At 65.3% G+C, this 19,356-nt stretch carries 22 protein-coding genes; 14 read left to right on the plus strand and 8 right to left on the minus strand.

Annotated elements, in window-relative coordinates; translation table 11 throughout:
* Positions 1–30: 30 nt before the first annotated feature.
* The gene (gene pabB, locus J4O76_RS01885) at positions 31–1,791 is read right to left on the minus strand and encodes an aminodeoxychorismate synthase component I (RefSeq protein WP_426279924.1); all 1,761 of its coding nucleotides are present in this window, start codon (positions 1,789–1,791) and stop codon (positions 31–33) included.
* An 80-nt stretch (positions 1,792–1,871) separates the two neighbouring features.
* Here pabB and J4O76_RS01890 point away from each other — a divergent pair, with 80 nt between their 5' ends.
* The gene (locus tag J4O76_RS01890) at positions 1,872–2,531 is read left to right on the plus strand and encodes an MBL fold metallo-hydrolase (RefSeq protein WP_426279925.1); all 660 of its coding nucleotides are present in this window, start codon (positions 1,872–1,874) and stop codon (positions 2,529–2,531) included.
* A gap of 251 nt (positions 2,532–2,782) precedes the next feature.
* Here the strand turns inward: J4O76_RS01890 and J4O76_RS01895 are convergent, their stop codons facing one another.
* Together J4O76_RS01895 and J4O76_RS01900 are read right to left on the minus strand one after the other, a co-directional pair.
* The gene (locus J4O76_RS01895) at positions 2,783–4,408 is read right to left on the minus strand and encodes a M28 family metallopeptidase (protein ID WP_426279926.1); all 1,626 of its coding nucleotides are present in this window, start codon (positions 4,406–4,408) and stop codon (positions 2,783–2,785) included.
* The gene (locus tag J4O76_RS01900) at positions 4,405–4,848 is read right to left on the minus strand and encodes an MAPEG family protein (protein ID WP_426279927.1); all 444 of its coding nucleotides are present in this window, start codon (positions 4,846–4,848) and stop codon (positions 4,405–4,407) included. Before J4O76_RS01900 ends, J4O76_RS01895 begins: the two co-directional genes overlap by 4 nt.
* Before the next feature lie 215 nt (positions 4,849–5,063).
* On the opposite strand from J4O76_RS01900, the gene rpmF reads away from it, so the two are divergent.
* The 5 genes from rpmF (at position 5,064) to J4O76_RS01925 (ending at position 8,147) form a co-directional block, all read left to right on the plus strand.
* Positions 5,064–5,243, plus strand: a complete 180-nt coding sequence (rpmF, locus tag J4O76_RS01905) for a 50S ribosomal protein L32 (protein WP_056054400.1) — start codon at positions 5,064–5,066, stop codon at positions 5,241–5,243.
* 41 nt (positions 5,244–5,284) lie between these two features.
* Entirely contained in the window at positions 5,285–6,313 is a 1,029-nt protein-coding gene (gene plsX, locus J4O76_RS01910) for a phosphate acyltransferase PlsX (RefSeq protein ID WP_426279928.1), read from the plus strand.
* The gene (locus J4O76_RS01915) at positions 6,310–7,278 is read left to right on the plus strand and encodes a beta-ketoacyl-ACP synthase III (RefSeq protein ID WP_426279929.1); all 969 of its coding nucleotides are present in this window, start codon (positions 6,310–6,312) and stop codon (positions 7,276–7,278) included. The genes plsX and J4O76_RS01915 overlap by 4 nt, the downstream gene beginning before the upstream one ends.
* A gap of 94 nt (positions 7,279–7,372) precedes the next feature.
* A complete protein-coding gene (locus J4O76_RS01920; protein WP_056063634.1) occupies positions 7,373–7,672 on the plus strand; it encodes an integration host factor subunit alpha in 300 nt (99 codons plus the stop codon).
* A 109-nt stretch (positions 7,673–7,781) separates the two neighbouring features.
* Positions 7,782–8,147: a MerR family transcriptional regulator gene (locus J4O76_RS01925; RefSeq protein WP_426280391.1), complete on the plus strand. Its 366-nt coding sequence runs from the start codon at positions 7,782–7,784 to the stop codon at positions 8,145–8,147.
* 68 nt (positions 8,148–8,215) lie between these two features.
* Here the strand turns inward: J4O76_RS01925 and J4O76_RS01930 are convergent, their stop codons facing one another.
* From J4O76_RS01930 to J4O76_RS01940, 3 genes are all read right to left on the minus strand, one after another.
* On the minus strand, positions 8,216–8,731 hold the full coding sequence (locus J4O76_RS01930; protein ID WP_056490139.1) for a MucR family transcriptional regulator: 516 nt from the start codon (positions 8,729–8,731) through the stop codon (positions 8,216–8,218).
* A 421-nt stretch (positions 8,732–9,152) separates the two neighbouring features.
* Positions 9,153–9,437: a hypothetical protein gene (locus J4O76_RS01935; protein WP_426279930.1), complete on the minus strand. Its 285-nt coding sequence runs from the start codon at positions 9,435–9,437 to the stop codon at positions 9,153–9,155.
* Between the two features lie 312 nt (positions 9,438–9,749).
* Positions 9,750–10,175, minus strand: a complete 426-nt coding sequence (locus J4O76_RS01940) for an organic hydroperoxide resistance protein (RefSeq protein ID WP_056490142.1) — start codon at positions 10,173–10,175, stop codon at positions 9,750–9,752.
* A 116-nt stretch (positions 10,176–10,291) separates the two neighbouring features.
* On the opposite strand from J4O76_RS01940, the gene J4O76_RS01945 reads away from it, so the two are divergent.
* The 4 genes from J4O76_RS01945 (at position 10,292) to J4O76_RS01960 (ending at position 13,811) form a co-directional block, all read left to right on the plus strand.
* Positions 10,292–10,741 (plus strand): MarR family winged helix-turn-helix transcriptional regulator, encoded by a 450-nt coding sequence (locus J4O76_RS01945; RefSeq protein WP_426279931.1) that lies wholly within the window; start codon positions 10,292–10,294, stop codon positions 10,739–10,741.
* Positions 10,742–10,894: 153 nt separating this feature from the next.
* The gene (locus J4O76_RS01950; RefSeq protein WP_426279932.1) at positions 10,895–12,502 is read left to right on the plus strand and encodes a sensor histidine kinase; all 1,608 of its coding nucleotides are present in this window, start codon (positions 10,895–10,897) and stop codon (positions 12,500–12,502) included.
* A complete protein-coding gene (locus tag J4O76_RS01955; RefSeq protein WP_426279933.1) occupies positions 12,499–13,083 on the plus strand; it encodes a response regulator transcription factor in 585 nt (194 codons plus the stop codon). The genes J4O76_RS01950 and J4O76_RS01955 overlap by 4 nt, the downstream gene beginning before the upstream one ends.
* 245 nt (positions 13,084–13,328) lie before the next feature.
* Positions 13,329–13,811 (plus strand): PilZ domain-containing protein, encoded by a 483-nt coding sequence (locus J4O76_RS01960; protein WP_426280392.1) that lies wholly within the window; start codon positions 13,329–13,331, stop codon positions 13,809–13,811.
* Positions 13,812–13,898: 87 nt separating this feature from the next.
* On the opposite strand, the gene J4O76_RS01965 is transcribed toward J4O76_RS01960, so the two are convergent.
* Positions 13,899–14,492, minus strand: coding sequence for a DUF2846 domain-containing protein (locus J4O76_RS01965; RefSeq protein WP_426279934.1), 594 nt, complete (start codon positions 14,490–14,492; stop codon positions 13,899–13,901).
* A 227-nt stretch (positions 14,493–14,719) separates the two neighbouring features.
* Here J4O76_RS01965 and J4O76_RS01970 point away from each other — a divergent pair, with 227 nt between their 5' ends.
* Entirely contained in the window at positions 14,720–15,058 is a 339-nt protein-coding gene (locus tag J4O76_RS01970) for a hypothetical protein (RefSeq protein WP_426279935.1), read from the plus strand.
* Positions 15,059–15,135: 77 nt separating this feature from the next.
* Positions 15,136–16,092, plus strand: a complete 957-nt coding sequence (locus J4O76_RS01975) for a bifunctional methionine sulfoxide reductase B/A protein (RefSeq protein WP_426279936.1) — start codon at positions 15,136–15,138, stop codon at positions 16,090–16,092.
* Between the two features lie 18 nt (positions 16,093–16,110).
* Here J4O76_RS01975 and J4O76_RS01980 read toward each other — a convergent pair whose 3' ends face one another.
* A complete protein-coding gene (locus J4O76_RS01980) occupies positions 16,111–16,485 on the minus strand; it encodes a winged helix-turn-helix transcriptional regulator (RefSeq protein ID WP_426279937.1) in 375 nt (124 codons plus the stop codon).
* 85 nt (positions 16,486–16,570) lie between these two features.
* Between J4O76_RS01980 and J4O76_RS01985 the strand changes: the two genes are divergently transcribed.
* Both J4O76_RS01985 and J4O76_RS01990 read left to right on the plus strand, forming a co-directional pair.
* Positions 16,571–17,305 carry an SDR family NAD(P)-dependent oxidoreductase gene (locus J4O76_RS01985; protein ID WP_426279938.1) on the plus strand — a complete coding sequence of 245 codons (735 nt, stop codon included), beginning with the start codon at positions 16,571–16,573 and terminating at the stop codon, positions 17,303–17,305.
* A 165-nt stretch (positions 17,306–17,470) separates the two neighbouring features.
* The gene (locus J4O76_RS01990) at positions 17,471–19,297 is read left to right on the plus strand and encodes a DUF885 domain-containing protein (protein WP_426279939.1); all 1,827 of its coding nucleotides are present in this window, start codon (positions 17,471–17,473) and stop codon (positions 19,295–19,297) included.
* Positions 19,298–19,356 lie beyond the last annotated feature (59 nt).

Genomic DNA, 19,356 nt, shown 5'->3' on the forward strand with positions numbered 1-19,356 from the left:
CCGCGAACATCGCCGCGGAATTTGCGGGCGCTATACGCGCCGATCGGTCGAATTCGCAACCGTAACGATGGCAGGAATGAGCCCGCGGACCGCATTTCCGATGAAGAATCCAGCGGTCAGGTCGGCTCGGGTTAGCGGGGCTTCGGTTGCGCGGCCCGATTCAAGGAGGTCGGCTCGCAATATCCCGGGGAGCAGGCCATGCCGTAGCGGCGGCGTGACGAGTGCTTCGCCGCGCTGGACAAACAAGGAGGTGAAGCTGCCTTCGGTGAGGAAGCCGTCGGCATCCTCAAACAGCACCTCGAACGTCCCCGCGGCTTTCCGCGCGTCGTCGTAGAAGGCGCGAGCGCTCGTCTTGTGGCGGAGGCGGAAGTCGGTCGCGGCGACGGGTAGCGGGATGATCGCGACGGTCGCTTGCGCAGGTGAGTGCGGGAGCGGTGCTGCCTCGATCGCGATCGCGCCTGATGGGCTGAGCAACAGGCGGATGCGGCGGGGGCCGCGCAACCGGAAGGTCGCGGCCTGAAGTTCGTTGCGCGCGGTGTGGCGGTCGAAGGTGAAGCCCAAGGCCTGGGCGCTGGCCTTCATCCGCGCGAGATGCGCCTCGAGACGGGCGAGGCCGTCGTCGGGATCGAACGCCATCGTCTCGATCAGATCGAAGCGGCGCTGGCCGGCGGTGACGAACGCGCCCTTCGCGTGGCACTCGTCCCACTCCGCGTCGGTTGCGCTGTCGGCGACGATACCTGAGCCGAGACTCATCATCGCTGCGCCGTCTTCGATCGCGATCGTGCGGATGGCGACGTTGAATATGGCGTCGCCGTTCGGATCGAACCGCCCGATCGCGCCGGTGTAGATGCCGCGGGTGCGGGCTTGCTCGACTTCGGCGATGACCTCCATCGCGCGTTGCTTCGGCGCGCCGGTGATCGATCCGCACGGGAACAGCGCGGTCAGGACGTCGACTGCGTCGCGGTCTGGTTTCAGGTTTGCGGTGACGGTCGAGGTCATCTGGTGAACGGTCGGATAGGTCTCGACGGTGAACAGGTCGGGGACCGTGACCTGCGTGGCGACACGCGACAGGTCGTTGCGCATCAGATCGACGATCATGAGGTTCTCGGCGCGCTGCTTCGGGTCGGCGGCGAGTGTTTCGGCGAGCGCGCGATCGGCGTCGAGGGTGTCGCCTCGCGGCGCGGTGCCCTTCATCGGGCGGCAGGTGAGCGTGTCGCCGTCGAGCGCGAAGAACAGTTCGGGGGAGAGCGACAGGAAGCGCGTCTCGCCGGTGTCGATCAGCGCGCCGTAGCCCGCCTTCGCCTGGCGCCGCAGCCGGGCGTAGAGCGCGAGAGGGTCGCCGACGAACGGCACGGTGGCGGCGAAGGTGAGGTTGGCCTGGTAGATGTCACCCGCCGCGATCAGGTCGAGCACGCGCGTGAGGCTGGCGTCGTAGGTGTCGCGGTCGATCAGCGGCTGGGGCGCACCGGTCCACGCGCCCGCGGGGTCGGGGAGGAGGGCGGCGACGTCTTCGGGTGCGATCGTCCGGTACTCGGCGAACAGGCCGAACCAGAGCAGCGGGCCTTCGGTGCGGACATCGACGGGCTTCGACGCAAGTGCGGCGCCGGCTTCATAGGTGAGGTAGCCGGCAGCGTGCAGGCCCTCCGCGCAGGCGCTTCGTAACGCATCGAGCGCAGGGCGGACCTCGGCGAGCGTATCGGCGCGGACGATCCGGACGGGATCGCGGTACACTCGCGCCGGGGCGCCTGCCGCGCGGGCGTCATCGAGCAACACGTAGGGCGCGGTCCACATCGCCTTCACTGTTGCACGGGCGATGGGGTAAACCGCAAGCGGCGATTGCTCCAAGCGGTGCGTCATCCTATTTCGAGGCCATGACAAATCCTCCCCTCCGCGCTGCGATCGTGCCCGTCACGCCGATCCAGCAGAACTGCACGCTCCTCTGGTGCACCGCGACGATGAAGGCGGCAGTGATCGATCCGGGCGGCGACCTGCCGCGGATCATGGCGGCGGTCGAACAGGCGGGGGTCACGGTCGAGAAGATCCTGCTGACGCATGGGCATATCGATCACGCGGGGGGCGCCAAGCGGTTGTCGAACGATCTCGGCGTGCCGATCGAGGGGCCGCACGAGGCGGACCGGTTCTGGCTGCAGCGGCTCGATCAGGACGGGCCGAAATACGGGATTTCGGGGGTCAATTTCGAACCGGACCGGTGGCTGGTCGAGGGCGACACGGTGTCGGTCGGCGACCTCGTGCTCGATGTGTACGAGACGCCGGGGCACACTGAGGGGCATGTGATCTTCCACCATGCGCCGTCGAAGTTCGCGCAGGTGGGGGATGTGCTGTTCCAGGGGTCGGTCGGGCGATCGGACATGCCTGGAGGGAATCATCAGGTGTTGGTGAAGTCGATCGTCGAGAAGCTGTGGCCGCTGGGGAGCGATACGAGCTTTATTCCGGGACATGGGCCGGCGAGCACGTTCGCACATGAGCGGGCGACGAATATGTTCGTTAGTGATCGGGCGCTGGCGGGTTGATCTTGCTTTCCTGTTCCCCCGCGGAGGCGGGGGTCCAGGATACCAAGCGGCAACGCCTGTAACCCTGGGCTCCCGCCTTCGCGGGAGAACAAGAAGAGGCAGCAACGCTACCTCTCAACGGCCCCACCCCGGCGAAGGCCGGGGCCCAGTTGGGGGACGAAGTTTGTCTGAGGTAGCGCTCCGTTACCGGGACCTTTCCAACTGGGCCCCGGCCTTCGCCGGGGTGGTTGCCTCTATGGAGGACAGTCCTTCTACTTCCGCTCCCCCACCGTCTCAGCCCGCACCGACTTGAACTCCGACCCGTCGCGCCACTCGGGCCACAGGCGGCTGTTCGCCAGCTTCGTGCCGATCGTCTTGAACAGGTCCACGTCCTGCGCCGCACCGCGCAAATCCCAGTCGGCGCCCCAAGCATCACACGTCTGGTGATAGCATTTCATATAGCCGTCGAGCCAAGCCTGCCCCGCGGCCCGGCCGCCCTTGACCAGATCGGGTGCGCCGCTGATCGCCATCAGCAGCAGTGTCGGCACGCCGCGCCGCGCGACCGAGAAATGGTCGGCGCGGTAGAACAGCCCGCGTTCGGGGAGCGCTTCCGGCGTCACGACGCGGCCTTGCGCCTTGGCGGCATCGCCGAGCATATCTTCGAGGCTGTTCTGGCCGGCCCCGACCAGCATGACGTCCTTCGCGGGGCCCGCCGTCTGGAGGATGTCGAGCGTCAAATTGGCGACCGTCTTGGCGGCTGGATAGACCGGGTTCACCGCATAGGTTTCCGAGCCGAGCAACCCGCGCTCCTCGCCGCTCCACAGCGCGAAGACGAGGCTGCGGTCGGTGCGGGGGGCCTTGGCGAAATTGCGCGCAAGTTCGAGGACGCCCGCCACGCCGAGGCCGTCGTCGTTGGCGCCGGGACGGATGGTACGCCCCTGCGCATCGGGCGCGCCGATGCCGTAGGCGTCCCAGTGCGCGCCGAACATCACGACCTCGTCCGCGTGTTTCGTGCCGGGAAGCTTGGCGAGAACGTTTTGGCTCACGGCGGTGTCGTGCTTGACCGGCAGGTCGGTGGTGAACGCCTGCTTCAGCGCGACCGGTCGGAAGTCGCTCCGCCGCGCCGCCTTGCGCAACGCCGCTAGGTCGAGGCCGGATGCGGCGAACAACCGGGTCGCCGCCCCACCTTCGAGCCAGCCCTGGAGCATCACCCGCGACTCAGGGTCTTTCCGGACGATGTCGTAATTCTCGCCGGCGGGGGCGGTGACGGTGTTCCAGCCGTAACCCGCGCCCGCCGTGTCGTGGACGATCAGCGCGCCAACCGCGCCACGTCGCGCGGCTTCCTCGTATTTGTACGTCCAGCGGCCGTAATAGGTCATCCGGCGATCACCGAACTTGCCCTTCGCATCGTCGCCAGCGACCGCCTCGAAGTCGGGATCGTTGACGAGGAACACGGCCACCTTGCCCTTGAGGTCGAGGCCCTTGAAGTCGTCCCAGCCGCGCTCGGGCGCGCTGACGCCGTAGCCGACGAACACCATCGGTGCGTTCTCGATCGCGACGCGGTCAACGCCGCGAACGGTGCTGAGATACACGTCGCGGCCCTGTACCAGCGCGGTGTCGCCGGCGCGGACGGTGCCCGCGCCCATCCGGGTGTGGACGAGCGGCACGGGTTGCGTCCAGCTGCCGTCCGGGCCGCCGGGTTGCGCCTTCATCGCCTTGAACTGTGCGATCAGCCAGGCGATCGTCTTGGTCTCACCGGGGGTGCCGGGCGCACGGCCCTCGAACGCGTCGGAGGCGAGCGTCTTCACGTCGGCGGACAACCGCTCTGGCGATACCTGCGCGGCGCCCGGTGATGCGGCCAGCAGGGTGGCGGCACCCAATAGACGAAGCGCGCTCATGCCCGGCCACCCGACGGCACGACCTGGAAGGTCTTGCCAGTGGGCACGCTGTTCGCCTGATACGCGATCGTCAGCGCCCAACCGGCCAATACCGCCATCAGCACCCAGGTCGCCAGCGCGCCCCCTGCCCGTGGCACGCTCGACGTCGTCCGGTCCATTCCGAACGCATGGGCGATTCGCGCGATCACGAACACCGCGCCCGCAATCCACAGCCACAGCGTCGATCCGCCGGCGAGCTCGATCAGTCCCATCAGGATCAGGATGAACGGCGCGTATTCGGTGAAATTGGCGTGCGCGCGCATCCGCGCCTGCAGGCGCTGGTTGCCGTCGTCGCCGATCAGCACGCTCTCCTTCACGCGCATCGGCACGATTCGGAAGGCGAGCCACAGGTTGACGACGGCGGCGGCCGCGGCGATCGTCAGCGTTACGGGTAATATCACGGCGTTGCCCCTCGAATATCAGGTCTTTTGTCAGGCGCATGCCCTGCCACTCTGGGCCAAAGCTTGCAACGCGGGGTGAAATCGCTATAGCGCCACGCTTCGCGAGCGTCAGGCCGCATGGGTTGCTTCAGGCGGCCGGCATTCTTGTCGGTTGCCTGTGTCCCGTGTCCGGACGTACTCGGAGTCCCGACCTTTAGATTGAACAAGGTGCCGAAATGGCCGTCCCCAAAAGAAAAACCTCGCCCTCCAAGCGCGGCATGCGCCGTGGCCACGACTCGCTCACGATCGCGTCGTTCCAGGAATGCCCCAACTGTGGCGAGCTGAAGCGTCCGCACAACCTGTGCGGTTCGTGCGGTCACTATAACGGTCGCGAAATCCTCTCGATCGAGGGCTGAGGCTTCCGTCCGGAACCTCTAACTTGAACGAAGGATAAGCGATGCCCGACAGCGGCTGGATCGCGGTCGATGCGATGGGTGGCGATGACGGGCTGGCAGTGATGCTTGCCGGGGTCGCGCGCGCGCGTCACCAATTCGAGGGCATGCATTTCTTCCTGGTCGGTGACGAGGCTGCGATTCGCGAGGGGCTGAAAGCTCATCCGAACCTGTCGCAGAACTCTGAAATCGTCCACGCCCCCGAAGTCGTCGGTTCGAGCGAAAAGCCGAGCCAGGCGATTCGGCGTGCGAAGAAGACGTCGATGGGCATCGCGATCGACCTGGTGAAACAGGGTCGCGCCGCTGCAGCGGTATCATCGGGCAACACCGGCGCGCTGATGGCGATGGCGAAGATATCGTTGCGGATGCTGCCCGGGATCGACCGGCCGGCCCTCGCGGCGCGTCTGCCGACGCTCGGTGACACCGACATGGTGATGCTCGACCTCGGCGCGAACACCGAGTGCGATGCACGCAACCTCGTCCAGTTCGCGATCATGGGCGCTGCCTATGCGCGCACCGCGCTCGACATCCCGCACCCCCGCGTCGCGTTGCTGAATATCGGCAGCGAGGACATGAAGGGTACGGACGAGATCCGCGATGCGGCCGCTCAGCTGCGCGCGACGCCGGCGGTGGACATGCAGTTCAACGGCTTCATCGAGGGCGACCGCCTGTCGCGCGGTGAGGTCGACGTCGTCGTGTGCGACGGCTTCTCCGGCAATATCGCGCTGAAGACCGCCGAAGGCACCGCGCGATTCGTCGCCGATTTGCTCAAGCGCGCGTTTCGTAGTTCGGTGCGGTCGAAGCTCGGCTTCCTGATCTCGCGGCCGGCGACCGAATTGCTGCGCGATCACCTTGATCCCAACAATCACAACGGCGCTGTGTTTCTCGGGCTCAACGGCATCGTCGTGAAGAGCCACGGCGGCGCCACCGAGCGCGGCGTCGCGACCGCGATCGGCAATGCCGCGAAGATGGTCCGCAACGACCTAGTTCGGCGAATTGCCGATGATCTCGGCAGCGTGGAGAAGGCGGCATGATCCGTTCGGTCGTCATCGGCACCGGCTCCGCCCTGCCCGCGCGTCGCGTCTCCAACGCCGAGCTTGCGGAGCAGGTCGATACCAGCGACGAGTGGATCGTTGAGCGCACCGGCATCCGCTTCCGCCACATCGCCGGCGAAGGCGAGACGACCGCGACGCTGGCCGCGGACGCGTGCCGCGCGGCTTTGACTGCTGCCGGGATCGAAGCGGAGAGCATCGACCTGATCGTGCTCGCCACCGCGACGCCCGACCAGACCTTCCCCGCCAGCGCCACCAAGGTGCAGGCAATGCTCGGCATCGACGATTGCGTCGCGTTCGACGTCGCGGCGGTCTGCTCGGGCTTCCTGTACGCGGTGCAGGTGGTCGACAGCATGATCCGCAGCGGCGTCGCCAAGCGCGCGCTGGTGATCGGCGCGGAGACGTTCAGCCGCATCCTCGACTGGGAAGACCGGACGACCTGCGTGCTGTTCGGCGACGGTGCCGGCGCGATCGTGCTGGAGGCGCAAGATACGGCCGATGACGGCGGTCGCGGTATCCTGACGACAAAGCTGCACGCGGACGGCCGCCACAACGAACTCCTCTATGTCGATGGCGGCGTTTCGACGACCGGCACGGTCGGCAAGCTCCGCATGAAAGGCCGCGAGGTCTTCCGCCATGCGGTCACCAACCTGGCCTCGGTGATGACCGAGTCGCTGGCGATGGCCGGCTTGTCTTCGGACCAGGTCGACTGGGTCGTGCCGCATCAGGCGAACGCCCGCATCCTCGACGCGACCGCGCGCAAACTGGGCCTCGCGGCCGGCAAGGTGGTGGTTACCGTCGACCAGCATGCCAACACATCGGCCGCCTCCGTGCCGCTCGCGCTTGACGTTGCGGTGCGTGACGGACGTGTCCGACAAGGCCAGATCGTCGTGCTCGAGGCGATGGGCGGCGGGTTCACCTGGGGCGCGGCGGTTATCCGCTTCTAATCTCGTAGAAAGAGATCGATTCACTTGTAGAACAAAAGTTCTTCCGGTCGCGATCCTGCTTGTGTAGAGAAGCGCCGAGACTGGGAGCTTGCGAATGACGATGACCGGTACATTGACGCGCGCCGATCTGGCCGAGTCCCTCCACCGCGAGGTAGGATTGTCGCGTGCGGATTCCTCGAAGATCGTGGAACAGATCCTTTCCGAGATGTGCGGCGCGCTGTCCGAAGGCGAGAACGTCAAGATCTCTGGGTTCGGCACATTCGTGCTCCGCGACAAGGGTGAGCGCGTCGGCCGCAACCCGAAGACGGGCATCGAGGTGCCGATCGCACCGCGTCGCGTCCTGACGTTCCGCGCGAGCCAGATGATGCGTGAGCGCATCGTCGGCGCCGACTGATTCTGTAATGCCCGATGACGCCGATACTTCCGGTGGCGATTTTACGGACGACATCGACGTAGCGGGCGATCCCGGTTCCGACGACGACGGCAGCCCATCCATAGGTGCCGTGGGTACAGCGGCGGCGGGTCCGGGCAAGGCGGGCGCTGCGTTCCGGACGATCGGCGAACTCTCGCGTGAGACCGGCCTGCCACAGCATATCCTGCGCTATTGGGAGACCCGGTTTCCGCAGTTGCGGCCGCTGCAGCGCGCGGGGAACCGGCGCTATTACCGCGCCGAGGATGCGGTATTGGTCCGGCGCATCGATACTTTGCTCAATCGCGAAGGCTATACCGTCCGCGGCGTGCAGCAATTGCTCGCGGCCGAAAAGACCACGCCGATCACGACAGAGACGATCGAGCCGGTGATGCCCGCGCTGCGTGCGATCCGCGCGCTTTTGGCGCAGGCGCTGGTCGAGGACGGCCGGCGCGCATAACGCGCCGTGCGTAACTGGGTATCGTAAAGGGGAGAGGGGAAGGACGGCGCCCTCCCCCCTCGCCGATCTCAATCCTCGCTGCCGAGCGTCTTCTTGGCGGCATCCAGTGCTGCCTTGCCGCCCTTGCGAACGGTCTTCACTGCGTCTTCCGACGCCTTCTCGACCGTTGCACCGGCCTTGCGACCAAGCCCGATCGACTTCGCCATCGCACGGCGCGCTTCCGAATAGGTCGCGGCGACCATCGGATAGTCGGACTTCAGGTTGAAGCGCTCGCGATACTGCTCCGGCGTCATGCCGTTGGTCGACAGGTGACGACGCAGCGTCTTGTACTTCTTGCCGTCGAGCATTGAGATGATGTGGTCGGGCGACGCAAGCGACTTGCGCACCGAAACGGCTGGCTCGGACGTCGGCTGTGCCGTTGCCTCGGGCTCCGCTTCGCCATTGCCGACCAGCTTCTCGACGGCCGAATGCATCGCGACGAGGAACGCCGGCACGTCGTCGGCGGCAGTGCGCGTATTGGGGTTGGCAAGCCATGCTGCCGTCAGTTCGGCGGCGAGCTCGACTGTATTAAGTGTATCGGTCACGGTTTGTCCTTGAATTCGTAATGCACCCCTGCTGGCAGGCGCCTACTATATTTGTATGAAATTGAACACCAGGTGTTTAACATACGTGCATCATTACATTTTGTTCATCGTCCGACATAAATATAATCGGTTTGACTGATACTGGCTGGGCTTCGTCGCAACTTCGGCCCTGCTCGGTAGATGTCAGAGTAGATGATCAAATCTATGAAACGTGCCGGATTGCGCGCGCGCCACGGTAATATCACGCCGCATTAAACGTATTGCATCCTTACCTATCATGGATAGGCGGCGCGGAAGTCCGGTGGCTAACTAGCGTTACTTGCTTATCGGCACGGATTTTGCGGAAGGTCGCCGGCGACCCTATAACTCGCGGACTGCCCGCGACATCGTCGCGAACAGTCCTGTACCGTGAGTCCGGCGCCTATTTCGCCGACGCGACGATGCAATACAAAAGGATTGGCACGCCGATCACGAGGATCATGAGCACAAGATTCACGTCCATGAAGCGGTTCAACCAGTTCGGCTGCTTGCGCTCCCGACGATCGCCATCATCGGCAGAATAGTTTTCGACGATCTCCAGCTCGAACTTGTTCGAGAAAAAATGCTTCGGCCTCATTCTAAGGAAGGGCTGCGAGGCGCGATCCTGCAGTTCGACGTCATGATCCGCCAAAGGGCGACTATCTTTATCAGGGTTCTGTTCCGACACTGTGCGGTTTCCGTTTACTCGAGATCATGGGCGCGCAGAGCACGTCCCAAAGGTCAGATCGAATAAAGCCCGAACTCGAACGGCGAACAGCCGCGAGCTCGGGCTAACCGCGTGCGGCGAGTTGGCCCGAATGGTCGAGGAAACGCTTATGTGTCGCAGGAGCGTACATGCAAGTTACATCGGAGCCGTGACCATTAATGTCAACACGTATCGGACGTGACTAAACGGCCGCTGGATGTCAGCGACTTGGTCTTGCTTCCAATTAAATACGGTCGGGCAGCAGACGTGCTGCCCGACCGTCAGGGCCTCACTTCAGGCGAGCGTCAGGCCGACATCGACGTTGCCGCGGGTGGCGTTCGAATAGGGGCAGATTTCGTGTGCGGCATCGACCAGACGCTGCGCTTCGGCGCGGTCGATGCCTGGCAGCGACACGGTCAGGTCGGTGGTGATCCCGAAACCGCCAGCCGAGCGAGGGCCGATCCCAACCTTTGCGGTGACCGCGACGTCGTCGGGCAGCTTCACCTTCAACTGCTGGCCAGCGACCTTCAGTGCGCCGATGAAGCACGCGGAATAGCCGGCTGCGAACAGCTGCTCGGGGTTGCTGCCGTCGCCGCCTGCGCCGCCCAGTTCCTTCGGCGTCGAGAGCGCGACGTCGAAACGGCCGTCCTGCGACCGTGCATGGCCGTCGCGGCCGCCGGTTGCGGTGGCTTCGGTGGTGTATTTTACATCGACGGACATGCTGAAATCTCCATATTGCTTATCACGATAACTATTTATGATGTCGTGGTACCGAAGTCCAGTAAGATTTGCCGCGATAAGCAATTTTATGTACGTCGTGTATGAAGGAGCCTGCCGTGTCCGATCCCCTGCCCCTCGACGACCAGCTCTGCTTTTCGCTGTATGCCGCGACGATCGCGATCAATCGTGCGTACAAGCCCGTGCTCGACCGGCTCGGCATCACCTATCCACAGTTTCTCGTCCTCCAGACGCTCAACGAAGCGGAGGATGGCTGTTCGATCGGCGCGATCGCCGAACGGCTCGCGCTCGAACCGAGCACGATCACGCCCTTAGCGAAACGGCTAGAGGCGGCGGGGCTGGTTACGCGCATCCGCAACCCCGCCGACGAGCGGCAGGTACGCGTGCGGTTGACCGAGGCTGGCAGAACGCGGTGGACGGAGACCGGGTGCCTCGGCCCGCTGATCGTCGAGCGGTCCGGCATGACGCAGGATCGACTCGCGGCCCTGAACGTGGAGGTCGCAGCACTGCGGCGTGCGCTCGCAGGGGACCGCCCGGTAACGCAGTGATGCCCGTAATGCGGTTCTACGATCACCCGATGTCCTCCAATCCACGCGGCGAGGTGCCGCCGAGCGATCGCGGCGTGCCACCTTCCGCCTAGGATCGCATTCCGGGATACGCCCGGATAGGCTGCGGCGTTTCGATCTGGCAGGGAGGCCGTGATGACGACGCTCGCCAAGCCCTTCGTAGAGCCCCGTACCCCCTCCCGCGCCACCGCCGTCCTGCCGACGGTCGCCGACCTGCCCTGGCTGGTCGGGTATGCGCTCGCGTTCCTGGCGGCGCATCATATCGCCGCCGAATGGGGCGGGCGCGGTTTCTATTCGCTGCTGTATCCCGCCGCCGGCTTCCGCATCGCGCTGCTGTGGCGGCGTGGACCGCGGTTGACCCTTGCGATCATCGTGGCCGAGATCCTCGTGCAGATTGGCACCGGCGTGATCGATCCGCGGTCGGCGGGATGGCTGACCGCGCTGATCGGCGTTATCCGTCCGCCGCTGGTCTATGGCCTGATCGTGCTGCTGGTCCGGACGATGGCGGATCGTGCGCAGACGAGCATGAGCGTCGCGCCCATGCCGCTCGGCCTCGCCTCGGTCGGCGCACCCGCCGCCGCTGCGTTGACCGCGCTGCCCTGGTCGTTGCTACGCCCCGATCTCACCGGCGTGTCCGGACTGCGCGAGACGGTGACGTCGCTGACCGGGTTCGTCGTCGGCGACCTGCTCGGCGTCCTGCTGCTGGCGCCGCCTCTGCTCTGGGTGGCGGACCTTGCGACGGGCAGCGCGTTGCGGCCCGGACGCCCGAGCATGGCGTCGCTCGCGGAGGCCGTGGTGATCCTGGTCGCGTCGTTCGCGATCGAGATCCTGCTCGCGCGGATCGGCCTGGGCACGCCGCATACCCCCGTCCTGCTCGCGGTCGCGTGGATCGGGTTGCGGTTCGGGCGACTGGCGAGCTGGCTGGCGATCGTCGTCGTCGCGGCGATGGTCCTGCCGCAAACCGCGATGCCGATGGACATGGGCGGGCGCCTTGCGCTGCACATGAGCCTCGCCTCGATCATGGTCGTCGGGTATCTCGCCGGCAGCTTCGCCGATGCGCAGACCAGGTTGCGGAACGACCTGGAACGCCGCGATCGCCTGTTGTTCCAGGCCGAGCGGCTGAAGACGCTGCGGGCGATGTCGGTGGCGGTCATCCACGAGATCAGCCAGCCGCTCTCGACGCTGGCGATCGAGGCCAAGCATCTGCACGAGCTGACCGTCTCGGCCGATGTCGAGATCGCGACCACGGCGGCGCTGATCGATCGCAAGGCCGCCGCATTGTCGACGCTGGTCCGCCGGCTCCGGCGGTTCGGCGGACGGACGGTCGACGTACCGACGCCCCTGCCGCTCGCGACGTTGATCGACACCGTCGCGGCGCTGGCCCGCCCCGAGGCGAAATCGCAGGGTGTCGCGCTGTCGATCGACGCCGTCGCGCCCGACCTCGTCATCCTCGCGCAGGAAGTCGAGCTGGCGCAGGCGATCGTCAACCTGATGCGCAACGCGGTCCAGGCCTGCGGCAATGGCACCGTGACGCTCGGCGTGACGCGCACGAACCGAGGCGTGGAGTTGGTGGTCGTGAACGGATCGCGCCCGACCCGCCCCGAGCAACCCGGCATGGGCGTCGGCATCCTCGTCGCCCGCGCGATCGTCGAGGCGCATGGCGGCACCCTGTCGCGCGTCACCGATACCGCCGGAAACACGCGCGCGACCATTGCCCTTCCGCTCGTTGGAGAGTCCGAATGACCGATACGGCGAGCGGCATGGTGTATGTCGTCGATGACGACCAGGACCTCGGCGCGGCGGTCGCACGGCTGCTTCGCCGCCACGGCCATGTCGCGGAACCGTTCCTGGATCCCGCCCCGTTGCTGGCGGTGTACGAGCGGGCCCCGGCGCACTGCATCGTCACCGACGTGATGATGGGCGAGATCGACGGGTTCGACTTTGCCGACCGCGTCCGACTGCTCGACCCCGCGGTCGCGATCATCTTCATGACCGCATGGCCGACGACCGCCAATGCTGTGGATTCGGTGCGTCGCTATGGCGGCCTCGACTATCTCGAAAAGCCGATCGACGAGGACCGGTTGCTCGCCGCCATCGCCGAGGGGGTCGCCTGGTCCAAAGCGCAACGCTCGGTACTCGCACGGACCTCGGGGCTGACGCCGCGGCAGCGCCAGGTGTTCGACCTGCTCGTGAAGGGGCACAACAACCAGGCGATCGCCGCCGCGCTCGACATCAGTCCGAAGACGGTGGAGGATCACCGCGCCGCGATCGTCGCGAAGACGGGGACCAACGGCATCGCCCAATTGATCGCGCTCGCACGGTAATCCGCAAGGTCGATCAGACCACCGGATGGTTAAGCTTGATGTGGATACGGGCGATGCGGTCCGCGGCTGCTGGAATGCTGGGACCGCTATTCGGTCGATGCGCGCCAACCGGTCTCGCTCGCTATCGTCGGCGTTGCCGGCAATGCATGATGCGTCTCGGTATATTTCCCGGATTGGGTGCACTTCGACACCGGGATACGCATTCTCGACGATGATCCAACCAGATCGGATGAGAATTGCGCGCTTTGAAGGAACTCTCTGTTCCCTGTCGCATGAATGTCGGCGGCAAATGGTCGAACGGATGCATTCATGACGTGTCCGACAAGGGCCTGCTCGTATCGAGCAGCGAACCGCCGATCCTCGGCACTTATGTCGATATCCGCCGCGGGACTCTCGTCATCATCGGTCGCGTGGTGTGGAACGGCGGCAGCCGCTTCGGGGTGAGGACACAGGACCCGATCAGCCTCGCCGCATTGTTGAGCGAACCCGTCCTGAAACAACGCCCCCCTGCCGCCGACGCCGACCGCCGCGCGATGAAGCGCGAACAGTCCGCCCGGCGGATCGTCGAGCAGACCGACCGTACCAAACGCCGCGCATCGGCATTCCAGTTCGTCTGCCTGGCGATCATCGGCGCGGGTATCGCCTGCTTCGCGGCCATGTCCTGTTACCAGGCGCTGGTTGCTCCCCTCGGCACGACCGTCGACGTGCTCGCCGGCGCGGTGAGCTGACGCGCCTGCGGGGAACGACGGTTTCCGGCGAGCCGTGCTGCCGAGCGGTGCAAGCCGGCAGATTCACGGGACGGCGCCTTCACGCGGCTATGCGACCGAAGTCGATCGATTGGTCCATTCGATCATCTTGGTCGTGGCGACGGCGGTTTGCGCTTCCGTGCCGACGATCCGCTCCTGCGTCGTCGTCGAGTGCAGCGACTGGACCTTCAGCATCGCCAGGATCACCACGACGTCGCCGCCTTGCACGGACAACGTGGTTTCGGAATTCGACGGCTTGATGCCGTTGCGCGCCATCGCGGTCTCGACGGTGTACGTGCCGGGCGGGACCTCGGCCATGACGAACTGGTTCATCCGGATCTGTCCCGACGCGACGCCGTGGATATCGATTTTCATACCGGCCATGCCACCCATGAAGCCGCGCCGCACGACATAGATTCGCGCGCTACCCACAGTCGGCCGAAGCGTCCGCGCGTCCGCAATAAGGGCAGGCGGCGCAGTCTTACCGACCCTGTTGCCGGACAGCGACCAGATCACGAACGCGATGGCGGCGACGAACAGACCCCCGAAAATCACGACCGCAGCGCCGCCGGACAAGGATTGCGCCCCCGTCATGCCGAAGATTACGCCGAAGAATGTCGCTATCCCGGTGAGAACAAACCATTTTGTATTTTTCGGCCTCATAACTACTCCTCGGATAGTCTATAGATTTGCGCCACTGTTGAGCGGTCTGCGCCGATTACTGTTCGCGTAATAGCTCGCTACATTGCCCGATCAAGGCCGCCGCGCTGAACGATCGAGCGCCGCGGGTCGCTTTGCCCTGCCGTGCGCGGCCGGCACCAGCCGGCTGTCGCAACGGCGCCCGTCCCGCTAAGGAAGGCACCGCAATCATCGGGACGTGAGACAGACGCATGGCGCGCAAACATTCGAAACACGGTCCCTATGAAGATCCGCAGGCCGAGGAGGACGCGCCCGTCGCGGTCGTCGCGTGCTGGCTTTGCGGTCGTCCCACGGGCAAGACGATCGTCTGGCACCATCCCGTCCCCAAGAGCCGGGGCGGCCGCGACGTCGTGCCGATGCATCCGATCTGCCAGCAGACGCTGACCGCGAACTTCACCAATTCCGAGCTGCAACGCCACGGCATGGATGTCGAGGGGCTGCTGGCCGACCCGGCGGTGCGCAAGTTCGTCGACTGGGTCGCGAACAAGGACCCCGATTTCACTGCGACGCTGACCAAGAAACAGCGCTGATCGCACGGCGGCGGCGCCTGCCCGCATCTCGACAGCGAGATGACGGCACACCACATTCCGGTCAACGGAGTGCCGCCATGACCAGTTACCGCAAGACCGAAGATGCCGTCGCCGCGCTGACGCCCGAACAATACCGGGTGACGCAGGAGAATGCGACCGAGCGTCCCGGTTCCGGCGCGTTGCTGCACACCAAGGACGCGGGGATCTACGTCGACATCGTCTCGGGCGAGCCGCTGTTCGCCAGCACCGACAAATACGAGTCCGGTTGCGGTTGGCCGAGCTTCACGCGGCCGATCGAACCGGCGAACGTCAAGGCCAGGCGCGACTGGTCGATGCTGATCCCGCGTACCGAAGTCCGCTCGGCGCATGGCGACAGTCACCTGGGTCACGTCTTCAAGGACGGTCCGCGAAGCCGCGGGGGCCTGCGCTACTGCATCAACTCAGCGGCGCTGCGCTTCGTCCCGCGCGGGGAGATTGTGGCGCAAGGCTATGCCGCGTATCTCGATCAGGTCGAGGAAGTTCCGGCCAGGACCGAACGCGCGGTACTCGCCGGCGGATGCTTCTGGGGCATACAGGACCTGATCCGCGCGCTGCCCGGCGTGGTCTCGACCCGCGTCGGCTATTCGGGCGGGGACATCGCCAATGCGACGTATCGCCGCCACGGCAACCATGCCGAAGCGATCGAGATCGTCTTCGATCCGGCGCGCACCGACTTTCGCACGCTGCTCGAATTCTTCTTCCAGATACACGATCCGACGACGGTCAACCGGCAGGGCAACGATCGCGGCGTGAGCTACCGCTCGGCGATATTCTACACCGACGTCGATCAGAAGAGGGTGGCACAGGACACGATCGCCGACGTCGAGGCATCGGGCCTATGGCCGGGCAAGGTCGTGACCGAACTCTCCCCGGTCGGCGATTTCTGGGAGGCCGAGCCCGAGCACCAGGATTACCTCGAGCGCAAGCCGAACGGCTATACCTGCCATTTCGTCCGCCCGAACTGGAAACTGCCGCGCCGCGCCGAAGCGGCCTGAGCGCGGCGCGCATATTGATCAGCCTGCCTCGCGCTGCCAGTTGTCGCGCTCGGCAAACACGCGCGTGACCTCCGCCATGTTTTCGGTCCCCCAGGTGCACAGCGGCGCCAGCGCCTCGGCGAGGCTGCGGCCCATCGGCGTCAGCGTATAATCGACCCGGGGCGGAACCTCATGGTAATCCGTCCGCGTCAGCACGGCGTCCGCCTCCAGTTCCTTCAGTTGCTGGATCAGCATCTTGTCGCTGACGCCGCGCACCGCACGCTTAAGCTCCCCGTAGCGGTTGGGCCGCTGCAACAGGAAATACAGGATCAGCAGCTTCCATTTTCCCGCGATGATGCGGAGCGTGACGTCGAGACCGCAGGTGAAGCCGTCAGTCGGGGGCGCAATTGTCATAACTTGGTACTTACCAAAAGGTGCATACTTGTCGATAGGTATGCGGTCCGCCAGCTAAGGATCTTCGCAAACACGGAGACGACAGATGGACAGACTGAACGGCAAGACGGCGATCGTGACCGGTGGCGGCAGCGGGATCGGCCTCGCATCGGCCAAGCGCTTCATCGACGAGGGCGCGTTCGTCTACATCTTCGGGCGGCGGCAGGACGCGCTCGACGCGGCACTGGTCGAGCTCGGCGAGAATGCCCGCGCGATCAGCGGCTCGGTCTCCGACATGGCCGACCTCGATCGCCTGTTCGAGACGGTCCGGACGGAACGCGGTTCGCTCGACATCCTGTTCGCCAATGCCGGTACCGGCGAGTTAGTACCGCTCGGTGACATCACGCCGGAGCATTACGACCGGACGTTCGACGTCAACGTGAAAGGATTGCTGTTCACGGTGCAGAAGGCATTGCCGCTGATGCGGTCGGGCGGCTCGATCATCCTCACCGGGTCCAGCACAAGCGTCACGGGAACGCCGCGGTTCAGCGTCTACAGCGCGACCAAGGCGGCGATCCGCAATTTCGCGCGCAGTTGGGCGCTCGATCTGCGCGGCACCGGCATTCGCGTCAACGTGCTGTCGCCGGGACCGACCAGGACCGAACTCGCGCTCGAGGTCGTCGGCGAGAATGCGATGGTGGAAATGGGCGCCGGCACCCCGATCGGCCGGATCGGCGACCCCGCCGAGATCGCCGCTGCCGCCGCCTTCCTGGCGTCCGCGGACAGCAGTTTCATGACCGGCAGCGAGATGTTCGTCGACGGCGGTGTCGCACAGATCTGAATGACGCGAGGTTGCGCCGCGAGCGGTGCAGCCTCGCCTAGTTTCGAGGGAGCTTCGAAAGGGCCGAGCGCGACCGCTCGTTGCAGTTCGAGCGGACACGGGCGGCGCTTGCGGGAAATCCTGCCGCATCCTACCCCCGTGTCATCGCATCCAAAGGAACACGCGTTGTCCGTCAAATTGCTGCTTGCCGCTTTCCTGTCCACGACCGTCTGCAGCGCCGCGGCGAGTGCGCAGGCGTTGCCGTCTCCCGTCGCGCAACCGGGCGAGAGTGCGGACGATGCGCGGCTCAAGCGGGTGTTCTACGACAGCGACGAGGCGAGCCTGAAACGCAATCCGATCGAGGGGATCTTCCGCGGCGATTTGCGCTATGCGAACCGGCTGGGCGATTATCTGACCGATGCGTATCTGGCCGCCGAACGCGCGGCGATCGAGCATGATCTGGCCGCGCTCAAGACGATCGACCGGACGAAGCTGACCGCGACCGACCAGATCGCGTACGACGTGTTCAAGACGCGCAACGAGACCGACCTGGCCGGCTATGCCCCCGCAATCGTCAGGGTCGAGCGCGACTTGCCGATCGACCATTTCAACGGGTTCCAGACCTTCTATCCCGACCTCGCATCGAGCAAGGGCGCAGCGCCGTTCAAGACGCTCGTCGACTATGAGAACAACCTGAAGCGCAACGCGCAATATGCCACGGTGCTGGACCGCGCGATCGGGCTGTTCCGCCAGGGCATGAAGGACAGGATCGTCCAGCCGAAGCTGGTCGTGACCAACATGATCCAGGAGTTCGACAACCTCATCGCGGAGGGTGTCGAGGGATCGACCTTCTACGGCCCGGTGAAGACCTTCCCCGCGTCGATCTCGACCGCCGACCAGACGCGGCTGAAGGCGGCCTATGCGGCGCAGATCCGCGATGTCATCACGCCTGCGCACCAGCGGATGCGGGACTTTCTCGCCAAGACGTACCTGCCGATTGCGCGCGACACGGTAGGCTTGTCCGCGCTCCCCGGGGGCGATGCCTATTATGCGTATCTGATCCGCAAGAACACCACGCTGCCGATGACCGCCGAGCAGGTCCACCAGCTAGGCCTGTCCGAGGTCGCGCGGATTTTGAAGGGGATGGAGGCGCAGAAGCAGGCGGTCGGGTTCAAGGGCGATTTACCGGCTTTCTTCACCTTCCTGCGGACCGACAAGCAGTTCCAGCCGAGTTCGGTCGACCAGTTGCGCGACGGCTATCGTGCGATCGAGAAGCGCATCGACCAGCGCATTCCCGAGCAATTCTCCCTGACGCCGAAGACCGCGCTCGAGATCCGCCCGGTCCCAGCCTTCAAGGAAAAGACCGAGGCCGGTGGCTCGTATCAGGGCGGAACGCCTGACGGCCTGCGGCCTGGGGTATTCTATTACAATACCTACGACCTGCCCTCGCGCTACATGTGGGAGATGGAGACGCTGTTCCTGCACGAGGGCGTGCCGGGGCATCATTTCCAGATCAGTCTCGCGCAGGAGAACACCGCGCTCCCAGCCTTCATGCGGTTCGGTGGCAACACCGCGTATGTCGAGGGCTGGGCGCTGTATGCCGAGAGCCTTTGGAAGGAGTTGGGCATGGAGACCGATCCGTATCAGCGGATGGGCGGCTTGAACGACGAGATGCTGCGCGCGATGCGGCTGGTGGTCGACAGCGGCATCCATGCCAAGGGTTGGACGCGTGATCAGGCGATCGACTACATGCTGGCCAACTCGCCGATGGCGCGGACCGATGCGACTGCCGAGGTGGAGCGCTACATCGCCATTCCGGGCCAGGCGCTGGCGTACAAGATCGGCCAGCTGACGATCGCGCGGACCAAGGCGAAGGCGCAGGCCGCACTCTGCGCGAAGTTCGATCCGCGCGATTTCCATGCGCAGGTGCTCGATACCGGATCGCTGCCGATGCCGGTGCTCGAACGCAAGATCGACGCCTGGATCGCTGCCGGCGGCGGGGCAGCGAAATAATCGTACGGGCGCTACCCTGCTAGAATGGTTCGGTTGGCGCTTGGTGGACAGGGTTTATC

Source organism: Sphingomonas sp. NFX23 (assembly GCF_049887795.1).
Lineage (GTDB): Bacteria > Pseudomonadota > Alphaproteobacteria > Sphingomonadales > Sphingomonadaceae > Sphingomonas.

What these genes read in the sequence shown, in the direction of transcription:
- pabB (WP_426279924.1), bottom strand. Translation starts at nt 1,791, where the DNA reads ATGTGGACCGCGCCCTACGTGTTGCTCGATGACGCCCGCGCGGCAGGC.
- J4O76_RS01890 (WP_426279925.1), top strand. Translation starts at nt 1,872, where the DNA reads ATGACAAATCCTCCCCTCCGCGCTGCGATCGTGCCCGTCACGCCGATC.
- J4O76_RS01895 (WP_426279926.1), bottom strand. Translation starts at nt 4,408, where the DNA reads ATGAGCGCGCTTCGTCTATTGGGTGCCGCCACCCTGCTGGCCGCATCA.
- rpmF (WP_056054400.1), top strand. Translation starts at nt 5,064, where the DNA reads ATGGCCGTCCCCAAAAGAAAAACCTCGCCCTCCAAGCGCGGCATGCGC.
- plsX (WP_426279928.1), top strand. Translation starts at nt 5,285, where the DNA reads ATGCCCGACAGCGGCTGGATCGCGGTCGATGCGATGGGTGGCGATGAC.
- J4O76_RS01915 (WP_426279929.1), top strand. Translation starts at nt 6,310, where the DNA reads ATGATCCGTTCGGTCGTCATCGGCACCGGCTCCGCCCTGCCCGCGCGT.
- J4O76_RS01920 (WP_056063634.1), top strand. Translation starts at nt 7,373, where the DNA reads ATGACGATGACCGGTACATTGACGCGCGCCGATCTGGCCGAGTCCCTC.
- J4O76_RS01940 (WP_056490142.1), bottom strand. Translation starts at nt 10,175, where the DNA reads ATGTCCGTCGATGTAAAATACACCACCGAAGCCACCGCAACCGGCGGC.
- J4O76_RS01950 (WP_426279932.1), top strand. Translation starts at nt 10,895, where the DNA reads ATGACGACGCTCGCCAAGCCCTTCGTAGAGCCCCGTACCCCCTCCCGC.
- J4O76_RS01955 (WP_426279933.1), top strand. Translation starts at nt 12,499, where the DNA reads ATGACCGATACGGCGAGCGGCATGGTGTATGTCGTCGATGACGACCAG.
- J4O76_RS01965 (WP_426279934.1), bottom strand. Translation starts at nt 14,492, where the DNA reads ATGAGGCCGAAAAATACAAAATGGTTTGTTCTCACCGGGATAGCGACA.
- J4O76_RS01970 (WP_426279935.1), top strand. Translation starts at nt 14,720, where the DNA reads ATGGCGCGCAAACATTCGAAACACGGTCCCTATGAAGATCCGCAGGCC.
- J4O76_RS01975 (WP_426279936.1), top strand. Translation starts at nt 15,136, where the DNA reads ATGACCAGTTACCGCAAGACCGAAGATGCCGTCGCCGCGCTGACGCCC.
- J4O76_RS01980 (WP_426279937.1), bottom strand. Translation starts at nt 16,485, where the DNA reads ATGACAATTGCGCCCCCGACTGACGGCTTCACCTGCGGTCTCGACGTC.
- J4O76_RS01985 (WP_426279938.1), top strand. Translation starts at nt 16,571, where the DNA reads ATGGACAGACTGAACGGCAAGACGGCGATCGTGACCGGTGGCGGCAGC.